The organism is Lentibacillus cibarius, from assembly GCF_005887555.1.
Classification (GTDB): Bacteria; Bacillota; Bacilli; order Bacillales; family Amphibacillaceae; genus Lentibacillus; species Lentibacillus cibarius.
This window is the reverse complement of record NZ_VCIA01000001.1, coordinates 2118721-2135959: the sequence shown is the minus strand read 5'-3', so window position 1 is coordinate 2135959 and position 17239 is coordinate 2118721. Positions and strand designations below refer to the sequence as shown.

Annotated in this window: 18 protein-coding genes and 1 riboswitch; of the genes, 8 read left to right on the top strand and 10 right to left on the bottom strand. The window is 42.8% G+C overall.

All coding sequences use genetic code 11. The features are described 5' to 3' along the window. Positions 1-101: 101 nt before the first annotated feature. The 4 genes from FFL34_RS10325 to FFL34_RS10310 form a co-directional block, all read right to left on the bottom strand. The gene (locus tag FFL34_RS10325; RefSeq protein WP_234031473.1) at positions 102-683 is read right to left on the bottom strand and encodes a DUF5412 family protein; all 582 of its coding nucleotides are present in this window, start codon (positions 681-683) and stop codon (positions 102-104) included. An 8-nt stretch (positions 684-691) separates the two neighbouring features. Then, entirely contained in the window at positions 692-2131 is a 1440-nt protein-coding gene (panF, locus tag FFL34_RS10320; protein WP_138603371.1) for a sodium/pantothenate symporter, read from the bottom strand. Continuing rightward, positions 2128-2412, bottom strand: a complete 285-nt coding sequence (locus tag FFL34_RS10315; RefSeq protein ID WP_138603370.1) for a YhdT family protein — start codon at positions 2410-2412, stop codon at positions 2128-2130. The genes panF and FFL34_RS10315 overlap by 4 nt, the downstream gene beginning before the upstream one ends. Positions 2413-2629: 217 nt before the next feature. Beyond that, entirely contained in the window at positions 2630-3058 is a 429-nt protein-coding gene (locus FFL34_RS10310) for a DUF4064 domain-containing protein (RefSeq protein WP_138603369.1), read from the bottom strand. 215 nt (positions 3059-3273) lie between these two features. Continuing rightward, a riboswitch (TPP riboswitch) is annotated at positions 3274-3390 on the top strand. 191 nt (positions 3391-3581) lie between these two features. Here FFL34_RS10310 and thiW point away from each other — a divergent pair. From thiW to FFL34_RS10285, 7 genes are all read left to right on the top strand, one after another. Then, complete coding sequence (gene thiW / locus FFL34_RS10305) at positions 3582-4073, top strand: energy coupling factor transporter S component ThiW (RefSeq protein ID WP_138603368.1); 492 nt, start codon at positions 3582-3584, stop codon at positions 4071-4073. A gap of 12 nt (positions 4074-4085) precedes the next feature. Beyond that, positions 4086-4886, top strand: a complete 801-nt coding sequence (thiD, locus tag FFL34_RS10300) for a bifunctional hydroxymethylpyrimidine kinase/phosphomethylpyrimidine kinase (RefSeq protein ID WP_138603367.1) — start codon at positions 4086-4088, stop codon at positions 4884-4886. A 4-nt stretch (positions 4887-4890) separates the two neighbouring features. Further along, positions 4891-5661, top strand: coding sequence for a hydroxyethylthiazole kinase (thiM, locus tag FFL34_RS18465; RefSeq protein WP_199799052.1), 771 nt, complete (start codon positions 4891-4893; stop codon positions 5659-5661). 3 nt (positions 5662-5664) lie between these two features. Next, on the top strand, positions 5665-6270 hold the full coding sequence (gene thiE, locus FFL34_RS18460; protein WP_199799051.1) for a thiamine phosphate synthase: 606 nt from the start codon (positions 5665-5667) through the stop codon (positions 6268-6270). 265 nt (positions 6271-6535) lie between these two features. Next, entirely contained in the window at positions 6536-6700 is a 165-nt protein-coding gene (locus FFL34_RS18630) for a hypothetical protein (RefSeq protein ID WP_234031472.1), read from the top strand. Positions 6701-6762: 62 nt separating this feature from the next. Next, entirely contained in the window at positions 6763-7506 is a 744-nt protein-coding gene (locus tag FFL34_RS10290; RefSeq protein WP_234031471.1) for a glycine betaine ABC transporter substrate-binding protein, read from the top strand. 196 nt (positions 7507-7702) lie between these two features. Continuing rightward, entirely contained in the window at positions 7703-8119 is a 417-nt protein-coding gene (locus FFL34_RS10285) for a hypothetical protein (RefSeq protein ID WP_325053270.1), read from the top strand. A 328-nt stretch (positions 8120-8447) separates the two neighbouring features. Here FFL34_RS10285 and FFL34_RS10280 read toward each other — a convergent pair whose 3' ends face one another. Both FFL34_RS10280 and FFL34_RS10275 read right to left on the bottom strand, forming a co-directional pair. Further along, complete coding sequence (locus FFL34_RS10280) at positions 8448-9266, bottom strand: squalene/phytoene synthase family protein (RefSeq protein WP_138603366.1); 819 nt, start codon at positions 9264-9266, stop codon at positions 8448-8450. A gap of 186 nt (positions 9267-9452) precedes the next feature. Further along, on the bottom strand, positions 9453-10991 hold the full coding sequence (locus FFL34_RS10275; protein WP_138604717.1) for a BCCT family transporter: 1539 nt from the start codon (positions 10989-10991) through the stop codon (positions 9453-9455). 665 nt (positions 10992-11656) lie between these two features. Here FFL34_RS10275 and FFL34_RS10270 point away from each other — a divergent pair. Beyond that, positions 11657-12103, top strand: coding sequence for a YaiI/YqxD family protein (locus FFL34_RS10270; RefSeq protein WP_138603365.1), 447 nt, complete (start codon positions 11657-11659; stop codon positions 12101-12103). A gap of 377 nt (positions 12104-12480) precedes the next feature. Here the strand turns inward: FFL34_RS10270 and FFL34_RS10265 are convergent, their stop codons facing one another. From FFL34_RS10265 to FFL34_RS10250, 4 genes are all read right to left on the bottom strand, one after another. Further along, positions 12481-13725 (bottom strand): cytochrome P450, encoded by a 1245-nt coding sequence (locus tag FFL34_RS10265; protein WP_138603364.1) that lies wholly within the window; start codon positions 13723-13725, stop codon positions 12481-12483. A gap of 96 nt (positions 13726-13821) precedes the next feature. Continuing rightward, positions 13822-14715, bottom strand: a complete 894-nt coding sequence (thrB, locus tag FFL34_RS10260; RefSeq protein WP_138603363.1) for a homoserine kinase — start codon at positions 14713-14715, stop codon at positions 13822-13824. Next, the gene (thrC, locus tag FFL34_RS10255) at positions 14712-15773 is read right to left on the bottom strand and encodes a threonine synthase (RefSeq protein ID WP_138603362.1); all 1062 of its coding nucleotides are present in this window, start codon (positions 15771-15773) and stop codon (positions 14712-14714) included. Before thrC ends, thrB begins: the two co-directional genes overlap by 4 nt. Then, entirely contained in the window at positions 15770-17077 is a 1308-nt protein-coding gene (locus tag FFL34_RS10250) for a homoserine dehydrogenase (RefSeq protein WP_138603361.1), read from the bottom strand. The genes thrC and FFL34_RS10250 overlap by 4 nt, the downstream gene beginning before the upstream one ends. Positions 17078-17239 lie beyond the last annotated feature (162 nt).

Genomic DNA, 17239 nt, shown 5'->3' with positions numbered 1-17239 from the left:
TTTAACAAATTGTATCCTTAGTCAGTTTAATACCGAAAAAAGCCGGATAATCTATCCGGACTTTTTTCGGTTTATTTATGTTGCCTTATTACCTCAATAAGCTATTGTTTTTGGTAACATGTTTCATACTCACTTTTCATCAACCAACTTTGACAAGCTAAACCTCTATCATGATAAATCTCATTTTCAACATTCAATTTAATACTTCTATTTGACTTTGGAAACCTAGGTTCTTCATTTTTAATGTGTAAAGTTGCTTCATTTGTCCACTTCATAGAAAAGTTGCTATTTGCCTCACTATAGTAAACAGTTTTCGTTTTATCATCCTCATCGTTATAACTGATTTCTACCCATAAATTCACTCCACCTGCAGCGCCACCATATGGCATATAGTAAGCATTGGCAGTATATTTATCTGTCGGAGAATTCACAGGTCCTTTGTAAAATTCACCTTCATCGTCATTAAATGTAAAAAAATACTTATTATATCCAGCTTGTATAGACACCACAATGATTCCTATCAGACTGGCAATTAAAATTATTTTAGGAAATGGCTTCTTTTTAATAAAAAACAAAAATAATTTAATAACAAAAATAAAAAGCAGTATGATGGTAATAAGCATAATAAATAGACCAAGTAAATTGAAATAAGTAATGGTGATTCCTCCCCCCCTTGTCCCCAATTATACGATTATGCCTCCTCCACGAGCATTTTCTTACGCGTCCCCAGGCTCACGGATACATAAGCAACGAACGCTATCACAACCGGCATGACAACCGAATGTAGTCCAAATGGCTTCGGAAAGAAGGAATCAGATAAAATATATAATCCTATCCCAGCAACCATGGAAGCAAGTGCACCGTATTTATTGCCTTTTTTCCAATATAACCCCATGACAACCGGCCAAATAAATGCCGCCTCCAGACCGCCGAACGCAAATAAATTCAGCCAGATAATGAGATCAGGTGGATTCAAGGCCATAACAAATACAACAATCCCAAGAACCGCAGTGATTCCGATACTTAATCGCTTGACGCGCTGATGGGATGCTTTCGGTTCTACGTAATTTAAATAAACATCCTTCACGATTGCGGAACTAACCAACAACAGCAAGGAATCAACCGTCGACATAATCGCTGCCATCGGGGCCGCAAGTACGATACCTGCCAGCCAGTTCGGCAACACTTCCAGCGCAATGAGCGGCATCACTTTATCGCCCACTTCAATACCAGGTAATATTGGGCGTGTAAATACACCAATCAAATGCATGTTTAACATAATTACACCGACAACAATGGTGCCGATAATCAGCGCACGATGCATGGAGCGGGAGTCTTTATAGGACATCGCCCGAACAGCGATTTGCGGTAAGGCTACAACCCCAACACCGACAAGAATCCAGAACGACGATACATAAGCGGGTGTTAGACTTCCATCCGCACCATATGGGGTAATCAAGTTCGGGTTTTCCGCGGTAAGATCAGTTATGATATTAGAAATACCGCCTCCAGCGATAATAGTGGCAACCAACAGTATAAGGGTCCCGACAAACATAATTGTTCCTTGAATGGCGTCAGTCAATGCTACCGCACGGAAACCGCCGATGGTTACATAAATCAAAACGAATAAAGCAAAAATGAATAAAGCCGTTGTATACGGAATCCCGACCAATGATTCAATCAGCCGAGCACCGCCGATCCACTGTGCTGCCATTGCGGAAAATAAGAAAATAATAATGCTAAATGCCGATAACAAAACAACCCATTTGGAACGATAACGCTCTTTCAAAAAATCAACCATAGTAAGCGCATGATACTTACGCGTTACAATAGCAAATTTTTTACCTAAAACCATCAGCACAAAATACCCGGTCGAAACCTGCGTCATTGCTAAGAGCACCCAGCCGAGCCCCTGTGTATAAGCTGTGCCTGGACCACCAATAAAGCTACTTGCACTGCCATAGGTTGCCGTCATCGTCATTGCCAGGACAAATCCGCCAAGGCTTCTCCCACCGAGAAAATAATCTTGCATGAATGTATTCGACGATTTTATATATTTACCGGCCCACATACCGGCACCAAAAATAACGAGCAACAAGCCGATTAATGGGACTAATGCTTGCCAATTCATCTTTCTTCTCCCTCTTTCTCAAACGAAACTTCCGCAAACCACTTTTTAACCACAACCGTTACCAGCACAGCCATAATAATAAATCCGAGCACACAGCTGTAAAAAAACCATGCAGGTAGTCCGAAAACATATGTATACTCTGATGGGTCCTTGCCCCCAAGTCCATAGGCAAACGCAAACCACCAGACAAAATTAAAGATCACCAGTCCAATCCCAACGAGCGCCTCCCGGTTGGCTACCTTATATCGTGAATCATTATCATGTGCATTAAGTTCTTCCATTCCCATTAATCTCCCTTCCTCCATTTCAAATCTATCACTAATATAACGGTTTATATGTGTTATTGTGAACATTCTAAAAAATTGTTCCGCGCACTTGTATATCCAATAAGACAAACCAAGTAAAAGGAAAAGTCAAGAAATAACTGAATTGGCCACTTAAAAGGGCAACAAGACCTCCTTAAACATTTCGTAAATCTAAGTGGAGGGCACCTGTTACCTATTCCATGGTTATGGTGGACTGTTTTTTCCGTGCAAGGCACATAATACCAGCAATCAGGTAGAATAATCCACTAAATATTCCGGCACCAACAGTAATAATTGCACCGATAACGGCTGTCACAATCAACATAATGCCTGCAACCTTTGAATTTTTATCACCTTTCATGAGAAAGATGGAAACAATCCCAACAACCAGCGCAAGCACAGAGACAATAATTAGAAACCAACCACCGCCCTGAAACAGTTCCAGTATGGTATCAAGATCACCTGTTGCTACTTCAGGCTGCTGCTGTTTGACTTCTTCTTTTGCTTTGTTCCGAATCACTTCATTGTTAAAAATCCAAACCATAAATGCCCCAACCGCGGCAAAAAAGCCATAAATTAATGCGCCTACGATCGTTAATACAATTTCTCCCGTTCTATTCACGCCTTTACCCTCCCCCACGTTCACATTTTATGTTACTCTATATGTTTTGCAAACGATGCTATATTATTCAAATTAGTATACTAGTATGATTGTATCATAAAACTATTGCTGTTTTCCCACAGTTAATATGCTAAATCATAGTTCATTTGAAATTTCCGAAAAGCATATGACAAACGGACTTTTCTCTGATACACTAATAAATAATAAAATAACTTTAGTACTACTAGGGGTGCCCAGCAATTGTGGGCTGAGAGGAAAGGGCGTTTATGCTTTCCGACTCTTACGGACCTGACCTGGTTAATACCAGCGTAGGGAAGTAGTCTGACGGTAAATTGCTATCAGCTATTTCAAGCCAGGTCCAGTCTATGGATCTGGCTTTTTCAAAAGGTAAGAAACTATAAAATTTAGCGATATAGCTTTTACTTGCAAGGTTAGGCCACGTCCGGTTCCGACGCGTTCTTAGCCTGCAACAGCGCTTTCGCCTTTGTTCTTTGGATCCGCCCCGAACGAAAGGAGGATTTGCTTGAACCGTACACGATTATTAACGACGATGGCCGTTTTCGTCGCGATTGGAACACTCGGGGCACAATTACTATGGTTCCCGGCCGGTGTAGCCAAAGCTTACCCGGTGCAACATGCAGTCAATGTCATGGCCGCAGTCACACTTGGTCCTGGTCCGGCAGTCGGCATCGCCTTCATGATCGGTCTACTCCGAAATATGCTTGGGCTTGGTACATTGCTTGCTTTTCCCGGTGGTATGGTCGGTGCATTTTTAGCCGGCTATCTCTATAAAAAAACTAATAAAAAAGCTTTAGCTGCAGTTGGAGAGGCAATTGGTACCGGAATAATCGGTTCACTTTTTGCTGTGCCATTTGCGCGTATTCTGATGGGCAGTTCTGCCGGGGCATTTTTCTTTTTGCCATCGTTTCTAGTTAGTAGTATTTCCGGAGCTTTTATCGGCTGGTTTGTTGTGTCAAAAGTTAAACGTGCAAATTTATTAGCGAACCATATATAAGGAGGCTATATCATGAACTATATTCCTGCGTCATTGACGATTGCCGGCACAGACCCAAGCGGTGGTGCCGGTATTCAGGCAGACTTAAAAACGTTTCAAGAGTTGCAATCATACGCGATGTCCGTCATCACCTCGGTTGTCGCGCAAAATACAACAGGTGTCCAGGATGTACAGCATATGCCTACATCCATGATTAAACAGCAACTGGAATCGGTTATTTCCGATATCCCTTTCCAAGCGTTTAAAACCGGTATGCTTGCCAATATCGATATTATGCAGGCGGTAGCTGAAAAGATTTCCCCACTGGACATTCCATATATTATGGATCCGGTCATGGTTGCAGCAAGTGGTGACCGATTAATTGCTGAAGATGCGCAAATATATTTACGTGAAAATCTTCTTCCGCTGACAACAGTGACAACACCGAACATACCGGAAGCAGAGGTCATCACCGACAGGACGATAGATACGCTCGAGGATATGCAGCAGGCCGCCAAACAGATTGTCCACGAGTACGGCGCAGGTGCTGCTTTAGTTAAAGGTGGTCACATGCAGGGAGAGGCTGTGGATTTTCTATATGATGGAAACACGACTCACACCCTTTCAGCGGAACGCATTAATACAAACAACACACACGGGACCGGATGTACTTATTCTGCGGCCATCGCAGCGTATATGAGCCACGGGTATCCATTGCCGGAAGCCGTACAAAAAGCAAAAGAATATGTGACCGCGGCTATTCGCCATTCATTTCCCATTGGCAATGGAAGTGGTCCAACTAACCATTGGGCACTGCGAAAGGAATTGGTGTAGTAAAATGAATAAAACAATTATTCTAGAAGTGCGTGAAACAACCCCACTGATCCATCATCTGACCAATCAGGTAGTCATGAACTTTTCGGCAAATGGATTGCTATCATTTGGAGCAGCACCAGTGATGGCCAAGGCTGAAGAGGAAGCCGCTGACATGGCTGCTAATGCGGATGGCGTTCTGCTTAATATAGGCACATTAACCGCTAACGAGCTAGATTCCATGGTTCGTGCCGGTAAAGCTGCCAATGAAAAAGGAATTCCAATTGTCATTGACCCGGTCGGTGTTGCGGCAACCCCATTCCGGACAACTGCGGTAAAAAAGATTTTAAGTGACGTACAGCCGACTGTCCTCAAGGGAAATGCAGGTGAGCTTGCACACCTCGTCGAAATTCCGTGGGAGACGAAGGGCGTTGAATCAATTGGGGATGGCAATGCAGACGAGATAGCTTCAAAGGTGGCCGAGATGTATCAATGTACTGCCGTTGTCACCGGGCAAACAGATGTCTTATGCACTAGTGGTGAGATTGAGCATAACACCACAGGTCATCCATTTTTAGGAAAAATAACCGGTGCAGGATGCCTGCTTGGTTCTGTCTTAACAGCTTGCCTGACAACAAACAATAATGTTCAAAAACAGACTTTAGCAGCAGTAAACTTTTATGGACTGGCTGCTGAATATGCCGCCAAACAAACAGATGTCAACGGACCCGGAACATTCTTGCCCCACTTTATCGATGCATTATCCTTTGATCCTAGCAAGCTGGAAAGGAAGTAACATATGAACTTACGAAAATACTTCATCATGGGAAGCCAGAACTGTGACCACGATCCCACGACTATTTTAGAGGAAGCAGCAAAAGCCGGCATTACTGCTTTTCAATTCCGTGAAAAAGGAAAAGGCTCACTGACCGGCAAGGAAAAGCGGGAATTAGGTTTCAAACTCCGTGACATTTGCGCCCGGCACCATGTAATGTTTTTTGTTAATGATGACATTGAACTGGCCGAACCACTGGAAGCTGACGGCATCCATGTCGGTCAGGACGATATGCGACTGGATGAATTACGAGAGAGGTTTCCGGATAAAATCATCGGACTGTCTGTCTCCAATCAGCATGAAGTAGATAGTAGCCCGGTTCATCTCGCTGACTACCTTGGTGCCGGACCGATTTTTTCAACGTCAACCAAAGACGATGTCAAACAAGCAGTCGGTACCGAGTGGATTAAAGTACTGAAGCATCACTATCCTGACATACCAATTGTGGGAATTGGCGGCATTAATGAACAAAATGCAGCATCGGTGATCAATGCTGGTGCGGATGGAGTTTCTGTTATTTCAGCTATTACAAAAGCGGAAAATATAGAAGCAGTCGTCGAAAACCTTTAATATATGTAGTAAGAAACGGCAACTAACAGATGTCAATCCACTGCATCTCGAAGTAAAACTTTTCCTGTTAGCAGCGTGTAAGTACTATTCTGGAAAGCATCAGCCAAGAAATACGATTAAATCGGAGGCAGTGTCATTTAAATAACTACGATCACCCTAAATGCTTTTATTTACTCCTTAAAGGTTCTTTTTTGCATTAGATTTTTCAGAAAGTCTATCTTACAATGAGCAACATGCAAAAAGAAAAAAGGAGTGTATTTAGTACATGCTAAAAAAACGTTATTTATCAGGTTTAGCTTTGACCTTGATGCTTTCCGTGATGTTATTGGCAGCGTGCAGTGAAGGCGAAAGCAGACGGAAGCTACTGGATCTTCAGAAAATAGTGAAGGGAAAAATGTACATACGGAAGAAAACAGCGGCCCCGAACTAGGGAAGAAGGATTTAACGATTCCTTACGTTGCATGGGCGCGAGAAACAGTTGTAAGTTATTTAATGGGAGAAGTACTAGAGGATATTGGATATAATGTTGATGTGAAGCAAGTTGAAACTGGACCAATGTGGGCCAGTGTTGCTGATGGATCAGCTGATTTCACAGCATCTGCATGGTTGCCGGAGAGCCAAAAACAATATTGGGAGAAGTATAAAGATCAAGTTGTGGAAGTAAATCAAACACTTGACAAAGCACCGTTAGCTTTAACAGTACCAACCTATATGGAAGATATTAATTCTGTAGAAGACTTGAAAGGCAATACGGAACTTGGCGAGAAAGTTAATTGGAAGATTACGGGTATAGACTCAGGTGCCGGTATTATGAGCTTAACAGATCAAGCCATTAAGGATTACGGGCTGGATAAGTGGGAACTCCAGCACAGCTCTGAAGCTGCCATGATTACCGAGTTAAAATCCGCGATTGAAAATAAAGAACCTATTGTTGTTACACTTTGGAAGCCGCACTGGACGTTTGGTGTAATGGATTTAAACATGCTGAAAGATCCTAAAGGCACGTATGGTGGCGATGGTGGACATATTAGTATTGTCGCTCATAAAGATTTGAAAGATAATGCTCCGGCGGCCTTCAAGTTCATCAACCAGTATACGGAATCCTATGAGATGATTGAAAAACTCATGCCTCAAGTATTTGCAGAGGACAAAGACCCGGAAAAAGTTGCGCGGCAATTTATTAAGGATAATCCAGATCTAATTGATAAATGGACAAAAGGAATTCCAGCTGAATAAAAACCCAACGTACAACAGCCTTTCCATCATTGATGGTAAGGCTGTTTTTTCGTAAATGGATTAGATGGGTTCTGCAATTGGGCGGAAAAATAGGCAAAAAGTCTAATTAAAAAACAATACCTATCGATTCGCCCATACATCATTAGACCAATTCCCATATAGTAAAGAGAAGGCTTATTAAAGGAGGAAGTAAGCTATGAATCATAACCAGCAACCATATGATGATGAAAGGATATTTAATTTTCCATGGTCTCAGGGTAATGTACCTGGCGGAGGATCTCCATTCGGCGGGCCATCCGGACCACCATGGCATGTGGGGGCGGGCCTTCATTCGGAGAGCCATCCGGTTATCCGGGAGGTCAACAGCAAGTCAGCGCACCGAGTTCACCACCGCCGTCATTCACACCACAGCAACCAAAAATGCAACAAGGTCCAGGAGGTATTAGTGCTTATGCGGTTGACCCTGGCGCTATTAGAGGATGTTTATTCCAATTTACGTATATCTGGCTTCGATGGGATGCTTTCTGGTTCTTCCCAATTTTCATCGGCCCACGTTCTATCGCCGGATTCAGATGGCGGAGGAACAGATGGGTATACTATGGTATTGACTTAGATAACATCCAATCGTTCCAGTGCTACTAACAAAGGCGCAAGTGCCCTTGCAGGCTAAGAACGCGACGTCCTCTGTCGCAACGCCGGCACTAGTACGTCCTGTACGTCGAAGCCGGACGTAGCCTAGCCTGGCAGCAAAAGTTAAATCACTAAATTTTCTTACCTTTTAAAAAGTAATGCCAAAAGCCTAAAATAATGTTCACGATATACTTGGAAGGTTCAATTACACTATTATCATATTCCCCGGTTGCACTTTCTATCAGAGCGCCAAAACCCCTATAAAAATAAATAACAGCACAAAAGAGACCGCTCTTATTAGCGGTCTTTTTCTAATCATCCTTCATTTCCTCTACAATTGTCTCCACTTCATACCTGGAAATCTTTTCCCGGCCCTCTTTCAATGCTTTGACCGTCCGCTTTGCCAATGCAAGCGGGATTCTGCAAAACAGCAGAATATTACGGGTCTTAATAGCCTTCATATACTCGTCAGCCTGCGCAAGATTACTTTCGGTGTAGTGAAACATGTCATCCCGATTCCAACCATTTGGTACAAAGTTCACACCACGTTCACTGTCCTCGTCCTGGTTGCGCAATATATTCACTGCTTGTAGTCCGCGTCCATAGCCTATCGCAAGCTCACGATCTGTTTCCGTCCCGTCATACCATTTCCAGATGTCTGACAGCATGACACCTACGAGACCAGCAACGTAATATGTATAATCATCAAGGTCTTCTTTCGTTTTAATATGCCAGCCTTTTTCCGCCCAGTCAGCCATTCCGGCAGCCATGATGCTTGTCGATTCTTTAACTTTATCAACAATCCCATCCGGGCATAGACGAATCCAATCTCCCAACCTTACCGTTACTTCTGGAAGTAAAGACTCATAGGGCCGCAACAATTCCCGGTATGCCTGGTCGTTAAACGGATGTTGCAATAATGCGCTTGTTGACCTTAGCAGATACTGTTTTGTTTGTACGTTCAATTCTACATGGTCCTCTATCTCATCAACAGCACGCATGCATAGATAGGCCGATCCAACTGTTTGTTTCAATGGTGATTTTAGTAATGTTATTGGTACGTAAAATGTACGGCTTGTCTGTTTCAATATATTATTTGCATCTTTTTGCAATTGTTTTGCTTGATTCAACCGTTACGCCTCCCTTGATACTATCAAGTATATCAAAAAATACACAAAATTTATATCGATAACAGATGGCAATCGAACAAAGGCGCTGGATCCGGACGTGTCTTAAGCTTGCAAGTAAAAATTATATCGATAAATTTAGTAGTTTCTTATCTTCTAAAAAAAAAGGAGCACCCTAAGGTACCCCTATTACTTTCTATTGTAAACCTTAATTGATCTTCCTTTTCGTGGTCTTTCCCACATAAGCCCCTGTTCCAGCGCCATCTTTTTAGCAATTTGCGGTGCGTTCCATAACGGCGGCAATAACAGAAACGATACAGGTACAGCGGTAATGACAATCGAATTCTGGATAGCCGTTATGCTTCCTTCTCCAATGGTCAGGATTACCATTGCTGTTACACCGAAAATTAACGCCCAAAATACACGCAACCATCGTTTAGGTTGATCGTTACCAGTTAGTGTTACAGCAACTGTATAAGATATTGTATCTGCAGTTGTTGCTACGAAAATAACCGATATAACTAAAAACGCAACCGCCATAATCATGCCGATCGGCAATTGATCCATAATCGCCATAACAGCAGCAGGCATTCCGGCTTCATTCAGGGCGCCCGATACAGAGCCTGGGTTGCCGATTTCAAAAAAGACCCCTGTACCACCTATAATGGAGAACCAGAAATTCGTAACGAGTGGCGCAACGATGGACACCGCAATAATCAATTCCCTTATTGTTCTCCCGCGGGAAATGCGACTGATAAAGATGATCAGCATTGGGCCATAACCAATAAACCAGCCCCAGAAAAATAGTGTCCACGAACCGAGCCATGCATCATCACCGCGGAAAAAACTCATCGTAAAGAAGTTTTGTAAGTAAGTTCCCATTCCACCAACGAATGAATCAATAATAAAAAACGTTGGGCCAATCAGCAAGACAATAATACCTAACACAAAAGTCATACCAACATTAACACGGCTTAAGATAAGAATTCCTCTGTCAACGCCAGTAGCAGCTGAGATTGCAGCAATCGCTACAAGGACGACAATAACCATAACACTTACTGTTACAGTATTTGGCACGTTAAAGATATGATTGAGACCATATGATATCTGTAACCCAAGAAAACCTAGAGGTCCCAATGTACCCGCAGCGATTGCGATAATGGAAAAAATATCAGCCGCGGAACCGATAATACTCTTATGGAATATTTTCTCTCCGAAAACCGGAAATAATAACGCTCGCGGCCGCATAGGATAACCTTTGCTATAGTGCACATACATCATTACAATGGTAGCCAATGTCCCCAGAATTGCCCAGGCGAAAAAGCCCCAATGCATAAATGCCTGTGCAAAAGCAGCCGGTATATTTTCAAACTCTCCACCGCCAAATAATGGAGGCTCCGTCATATAGTGATTCATTGGTTCAGCTGCCGCCCAGAATACACCACCACTTGCCAGGAGTGTAACTAAAATCATCGCAACCCAGCGATAGTAGCTATACTTAGGCTCATTTGCTCCACCAAGACGTACCTTTCCGAACCTTGAAAAGCCTAAAAATATCCCAATGACAAAGTTACCGAACATGAGGACCTGCCAATAAGCCCCAAAATATTTTGCGGAAAAGTCAAAAAGCGTAGTTATCCAATTTGATACTGCTTCACTGTTCATGAGTGATAAAACAATAAATAAAATTAAGAATCCGCCACTTACTGCAAATGTCGTCCAATCCATTTTAACTTTCTTTTTCTGCACGTTTTTCCTCCCAAATGTTAGGAGCAAGTGTCTTTATCATCCTAAATTCGTTGTCATAAAAGACCGTTGGATGGTAAATGATTGCTTCTCAGCAACCATATATTTACATCTATCTCTCTAAAACCATCAGCTTGCTCGTTTATTTTTTTACATAGTTTTTCATTATAGTGATGATGAAATAAATCGTCAACTCATAAAAATCGCTAAAAACCACTGTTTATCGTATAGTATGGCCATTTGCTTATACATTTATTAATAAAGTCCATTTTCCAAAGAAATCCATACCTAGATCTCCCTAATAAACCACACCTCTTCTCGCTAGTTGTTTCACGCAAATTTCACTCATATTACGCAACTTCCTCGACTAAGGGGGTTTGAAATCACCATTATTACACGCTATGTCCTATACTACTGCAGATGCTAAAAAATAAATAACGCCTCCTTCAGAAATGATTTTGTAAAATGCATATGCGTTCGCGCGGAATTTTATTAACAGCTTGTAAGCGATGGTCCATTTGCACTTCACTAGTCATTTCTTGTCTATATCAGCAATATTCGACATATCGACGTTTTTATTCAAAGTACTTGGTCTTATGACATCTCCTCTGCTAAAATTGCTGTATATAAAACGGAGGAAGATACTAATGAAAATTTACGTTGATGCGGATGCCTGTCCAGTTAAACAAACGATTGTTGACATTGCTCACGAATATGTTGTTCCAGTTATACTCGTGAAAAGTTTTTCCCATTTTTCACATGATGACGAGCAATCCGGCGTCAAAACAGTATATGTTGACACAGGGGCTGAAGCTGCGGATTATCGGATTATGCAATTAGCACAAAGCGACGATATTATTATTACACAAGATTACGGCCTGGCATCTCTCGCCCTCTCCAAAGGATGTATTGTTCTCCATCACAAAGGGTTTGCTTACACGAACCGAAACATCGATCAGTTACTGCAGTCACGCTATATAAATGCAATGGCACGTAAAAGCGGCAAACGCACAAAAGGACCAAAAGCTTTCACGAACGAAGATGAACTACAATTTAAACGTCTGTTTCGAAAAACACTCGAGGAATTAATTTAGTCCGTACCAACCACCGCTCTTTAACGTTTCAATACAACAACATTGCGCCAGATACCGTTTAATTTTGCCTATCTGGCTTATACGCTTCACTAGTGGCGACCCTAGCTTGCAGCACTTTTTTACCTATACTTTTCCCTAACGTTTCTACCACCTACTCATACTAAATTCAGCCACACCTGCAGGCTCTTCCCGTCATGGGATGAATACCATAACAGGCCGTTCGTTATTTGAAAAGCCACCCTTTTATTCTACAAAAACTTGGCATTCGCCATTATAGTGAATGTTAAGACAAATAACCTTTGAAACGATAAATTTCATCGTTTCAAAGGTACCTACTTACAACCTTACAACTTTTTACAAGGACATTTTGTCGTGCTTTATTTTGCCGTCACATCACTTATCATAAACCTGCTTTTCGGTAAGGATGGTATTCGTACCATGTCATACCGCAAATCCTGTTTCGGCACCTTATAATCCATGTGGTTCGCCAGAAACTCCAGGCTCACCTTCATCACTTCTATCGTCACCCATTCCCCTGCACAACGATGTCCCATATGGTAATCACCGCCGCCCTGTGGGATAAAATCAAAAAGCCTGCCTTTCCATTCCTTGAAACGCTCCGGATTGAAGGTATAAGGTTCTTTCCACAAATCAGGGTCATGGTTGGTGCCATAAATATCGAGGAAAACAAGTGTATCCTTTTTAAAGTGGTGCCCTCCCCATGTAAAATCGTTACGCACCTTAGCACCGAGAAATGGACCAAACGGATAATAACGGCGAACTTCCTGAACAAACATTCTGCTATAGCCATCATCACCTGTTTTTAATTTCTCGTTCGTTTCCGGAAAGTCATGCATTGCCAGTGCACCGAATGTAACATACCGACCAATAGCCACAATTGGTCGTACTATATTTAGAAGTTCCACAGCAGACGTTTGTAAATCCAGCAGGTTACCATTCAAATCACGGTGCCACGCCATAGCATACAAAGCGGTATCCATATTTGGATGTTGTTTTCCATTACGGACCTGATCAATCATATTTCTAATCCATTGCTCGGAACGGTTACGGGCTGTTCGTCCACGCCAATGCCTCGGCCCGACTGCTCCAAATGCATCAATCATTGCCGAGAGATCATTAGTCCGCCTGTTCAACTCGTTGGCGAATAACGGTACGCCTGCCCATTGACAAGCAATACGACACATGATTTTCTCCGCTTCATGAAAAAGGGGGAACTTTTTCTTCTCTTGCCAGTTAGCCACCGCAATTTCCCATTGTTTTTCAGTTATGTCTTTCAAGTTATTAAGCCGCTCAGGTGTCATTAGTGACATAAATAGCTGTTTCCGATGCTTATGGGCAGCACCATCCAACCCCTGTACACCTTTTTTTCCAAATAATGTTTGCTTGACCCGGTTTGGTGCCACTCCTTTTCGTTTAAACTTTTCTTCGTCATAAAAAACTCCAGCGGCTTCCTCACCGCCAATGCAAATAACCTTCTTACCTAATAGCCGAGTTTGAAAAATATCTGAGGCAAAGCGCTTACGTCGGCTTCCAATATAATTATAGCCCTCCGACAGCATGGTAAGCGTATGATCCAATCCTTTTTCTCGTGGTATAGCCATCTGTTTTCAGCACCCTCTCGAAGAATAATTCCTCACCTATTTTCTTCGTCAGGCTCAGAAATATTCACGTTGAGAAATGACTGATGACAAAAGGAATTAACCCCAGGTCGTATTCACCCCTTTAGAATCAACGGCTACTCGTTTAATATCATAGGCAGGGAATATTCTTTGTAGTTGAGGGACAATTGCATCTGCTTCTCCCTTTGGAAAAAGTGATATCATTGTTGGCCCTGCACCGCTAATAACGGTTCCGTATGCGCCATTTTCTTTAGCGTGCCGTCTGATTTCGTTATAATTCGGAATCAAATCAGACCGGTAAGGCTCATGAAATAAATCATTTTCCATCATTTTGCCTGCCATGGGATAATTACCAGACAGCAATGATGCGACAAAAACATTGCTGACGGAACTTCCAGCTGTAGCAAGTTCCCTTGAATAAGTAGCCGGCAGAACCTTTCGTGCTGCCGCAGTTTTTAAATCTTGGTCAGGGATAAAGACAACGACATCGGCATCCACACCAGGCATTTGAATCCAATCAACGGATCCGGCAGCGATTGTGGTTATCGTCAGCCCGCCAAATATAGACGGAGCGATATTATCCGGATGTCCCTCAATCTCATTGCCAAACGTGAGCTTGTCTTCTGGCGATAAAGACAGCTTGCACAGCTGATTGGCAAGCTCTATTCCAGCAACAATCGCTGAAGCGCTGCTGCCAAGTCCACGGGCAAGTGGTATATCACTCTGCAACGTTACTTTACACGGCGGAAGTTCTTTATGCCAGCGTGCTGCCGTTTGATCGGCTATTTGAAAAATATAATGATCCTCGCCAGTTGGCATTTCAGGCAAATGCGGGGAACATTGCACAACTTCCCGGGTCTCTGCAGTGGCTACATCCAATGTTAAATATAAACCTAACGCTAGGCCCAGAGAGTCAAACCCCGGGCCTATATTTGCCGAACTGGCTGGTACGTGTATGCGAAATGGTCTCATACACGTACCAGCTTCTTGATATAATCAAAAATTACGTCCTCATCATTTGGTAAGGTCACCGGGGCAGTATCTATCTGATCAATTGCCGTTTGCGGATCTTTCAATCCATTTCCGGTAAGAACAGCTACAACTGTTGCTCCCTTAGCAATCAATCCATCCTCACACTGTTTGATTATACCTGCTACAGAAGCACAAGATGCGGGCTCTGCAAATACACCCTCCCTACTGGCAAGCAGCTTGTACGCATTGGCAATTTCCGCATCTGTCACGGAATCGATTTTCCCATCGGATTCATCCCGTGCCTTGAGTGCCAGCTGCCAACTCGCCGGATTACCGATTCGTATGGCCGTAGCAATGGTCTCCGGCTGAGTAATGACTTCTTCACGAACAATGGCTGCAGCACCCTCCGCCTCAAAACCGTACATTTTTGGTAAACCGGTTCTGTTCACTTCATTATATTCCGTAAACCCCTTCCAGTAAGCGCTAATGTTACCAGCGTTACCGACAGGAATACTTAAAATATCCGGTGCAGTTCCAAGCTGTTCACAAACCTCGAAGGCTGCTGTTTTTTGCCCCTCTAATCGATATGGGTTAACCGAGTTGACCAATGTCACTGGTTCAGTTTCACTTAATTTCCTTACAATCTTCAACGCATCGTCAAAATTACCATCAATTTCAACAATGGATGCCCCATACATCACTGCCTGGGCAAGCTTTCCAAGAGCAATTTTTCCTTTCGGGATAACGACAATCGCCTTTAATCCAGCCCTAGCCGCGTAGGCTGCAGCAGAAGCAGACGTATTCCCGGTTGATGCACAAATAACGGCTTCACTACCCGCTTCCACCGCCTTAGCAACAGCCATAACCATACCTCTGTCCTTAAATGAACCTGTAGGATTAATGCCTTCCGTTTTGCCGTATAATTCAATTCCAAGCTGTTCGGAAAGATTCGGAAAGTGAATAAGTGGTGTATTGCCTTCATAAAGTGACAATTCCGGGGTGCTGTCTGTCACCGGCAGCTGTGTCCTGAATTGTCTTATTACGCCTTGCCATGTCATGCGTCAGCATCTCCTTCTACTTTATAAAAACTCTTGATAGCCTTTACTTGTTCCAGATTTTTCAGTTCTTCTAAGGCTTTTTGCATATTGTGCAGTGACGTTCTATGGGTTATGACAACAATTTCTGCTACGTCATCGTCTTCTGATGGATTCTGCAATATTTGTTTAAAGCTAATATCCAACTCATTAAATAATGATGAAATCCTGGAGAATACACCAGCCTCATCGGTAGCATGAACACGGAAGTAATACTCCCCAAATCGCTGTTCATCAGATTTAAGACGCTTCTTAAAACGCGGCTCAACAAATTGGCCGCCTGTTACGCCACGGTGCATGTTTTTAATTACTGTAACCACATCAGATATAACCGCTGATGCTGTAGGCATACTTCCGGCGCCTGCACCATAGAACATCGCCTCTCCAATTGCTTCACCGTAAACATACACAGCATTATATTCATTTTTGACATCTGCAAGTGGATGCTGTTTGGAAATAAGCACCGGCTGAACGTTCACTTCTACTTGTGTGCCGTCAAAATTAGCAAATCCAATCAGCTTCATTGTGAATCCTAAACTATCACTATATTGCAGATCGACTATATCAATATCTTTTATCCCTGTTACTTCTACATCTTCAAGATCGATGTAAGTGGAGAAGGCAAGTCGTGCCAAAATGGCCATTTTCCTTGCAGCGTCAAGTCCTTCAACATCTGATGCAGGATCAGCTTCGGCGAATCCGCGTTCCTGCGCTTCTTGTAATGCGGCCTCATAGCTGAGTCCTTCCTGGTTCATCTTTGTCATTATGTAATTGGTCGTACCGTTCACGATGCCCATTAATTGTTCAATATGGTCGGATGCGAATCCGTCGGTGATCCCTCTTAAGATTGGAATTCCGCCGGCAACGCTGGCTTCATAATAAAAGTCGCATTTATTGCGTTCAGCAGCCTCATGCAACTCACCCCCATGAAGGGCAACCAAATCTTTATTCGCTGTCACGACATGCTTTTTAGCTTTAAATGCTTTTAAGATGACTTCACGCGCTTCATCAATACCGCCCATTACTTCTACAACAACGTCAATTTCCGGGTCACCTAGGACAGCATCCGGGTCTGTTGTTAGCATAGTACCGTTCATATCCGCACCGGTGTCCCTCTGCTTATCAAGGTTACGTACGAGTGCACTTTTTACATGGACACCACACCCCAACTGGTGGGCCAGTTTCTCCTGATGTTTTTCAATTAAATTAATGACCCCGGAGCCAACAACACCGACGCCTAATAATCCAACTGCTACATTATCTTTCAAGTCATCACCCCGTAATCTGTATTCGTGTTTCATATATTTAAACATGAAAAGCGAAGTATGGCAATAGCTAATTTTTTTATTATTTAATCTTTAATATTTTGCAGTTGTATATATTTGTAGCTTTCTACCACCTATTCGTTGGCAGTATCGGCTAAGGATATC

Excerpts from the sequence above, each read along its gene's own strand:
- FFL34_RS10285 (WP_325053270.1), top strand. The coding sequence starts at position 7,703 with ATGAATCATAACCAGCAACCATATGATGATGAAAGGATATTTAATTTT.
- thiE (WP_199799051.1), top strand. The coding sequence starts at position 5,665 with ATGAACTTACGAAAATACTTCATCATGGGAAGCCAGAACTGTGACCAC.
- FFL34_RS10275 (WP_138604717.1), bottom strand. The coding sequence starts at position 10,991 with ATGGATTGGACGACATTTGCAGTAAGTGGCGGATTCTTAATTTTATTT.
- thiM (WP_199799052.1), top strand. The coding sequence starts at position 4,891 with ATGAATAAAACAATTATTCTAGAAGTGCGTGAAACAACCCCACTGATC.
- panF (WP_138603371.1), bottom strand. The coding sequence starts at position 2,131 with ATGAATTGGCAAGCATTAGTCCCATTAATCGGCTTGTTGCTCGTTATT.
- FFL34_RS10315 (WP_138603370.1), bottom strand. The coding sequence starts at position 2,412 with ATGGAAGAACTTAATGCACATGATAATGATTCACGATATAAGGTAGCC.
- FFL34_RS18630 (WP_234031472.1), top strand. The coding sequence starts at position 6,536 with ATGCTAAAAAAACGTTATTTATCAGGTTTAGCTTTGACCTTGATGCTT.
- thrB (WP_138603363.1), bottom strand. The coding sequence starts at position 14,715 with ATGAGACCATTTCGCATACACGTACCAGCCAGTTCGGCAAATATAGGC.
- thrC (WP_138603362.1), bottom strand. The coding sequence starts at position 15,773 with ATGACATGGCAAGGCGTAATAAGACAATTCAGGACACAGCTGCCGGTG.
- FFL34_RS10270 (WP_138603365.1), top strand. The coding sequence starts at position 11,657 with ATGAAAATTTACGTTGATGCGGATGCCTGTCCAGTTAAACAAACGATT.
- FFL34_RS10290 (WP_234031471.1), top strand. The coding sequence starts at position 6,763 with ATGGGAGAAGTACTAGAGGATATTGGATATAATGTTGATGTGAAGCAA.
- thiD (WP_138603367.1), top strand. The coding sequence starts at position 4,086 with ATGAACTATATTCCTGCGTCATTGACGATTGCCGGCACAGACCCAAGC.
- FFL34_RS10265 (WP_138603364.1), bottom strand. The coding sequence starts at position 13,725 with ATGGCTATACCACGAGAAAAAGGATTGGATCATACGCTTACCATGCTG.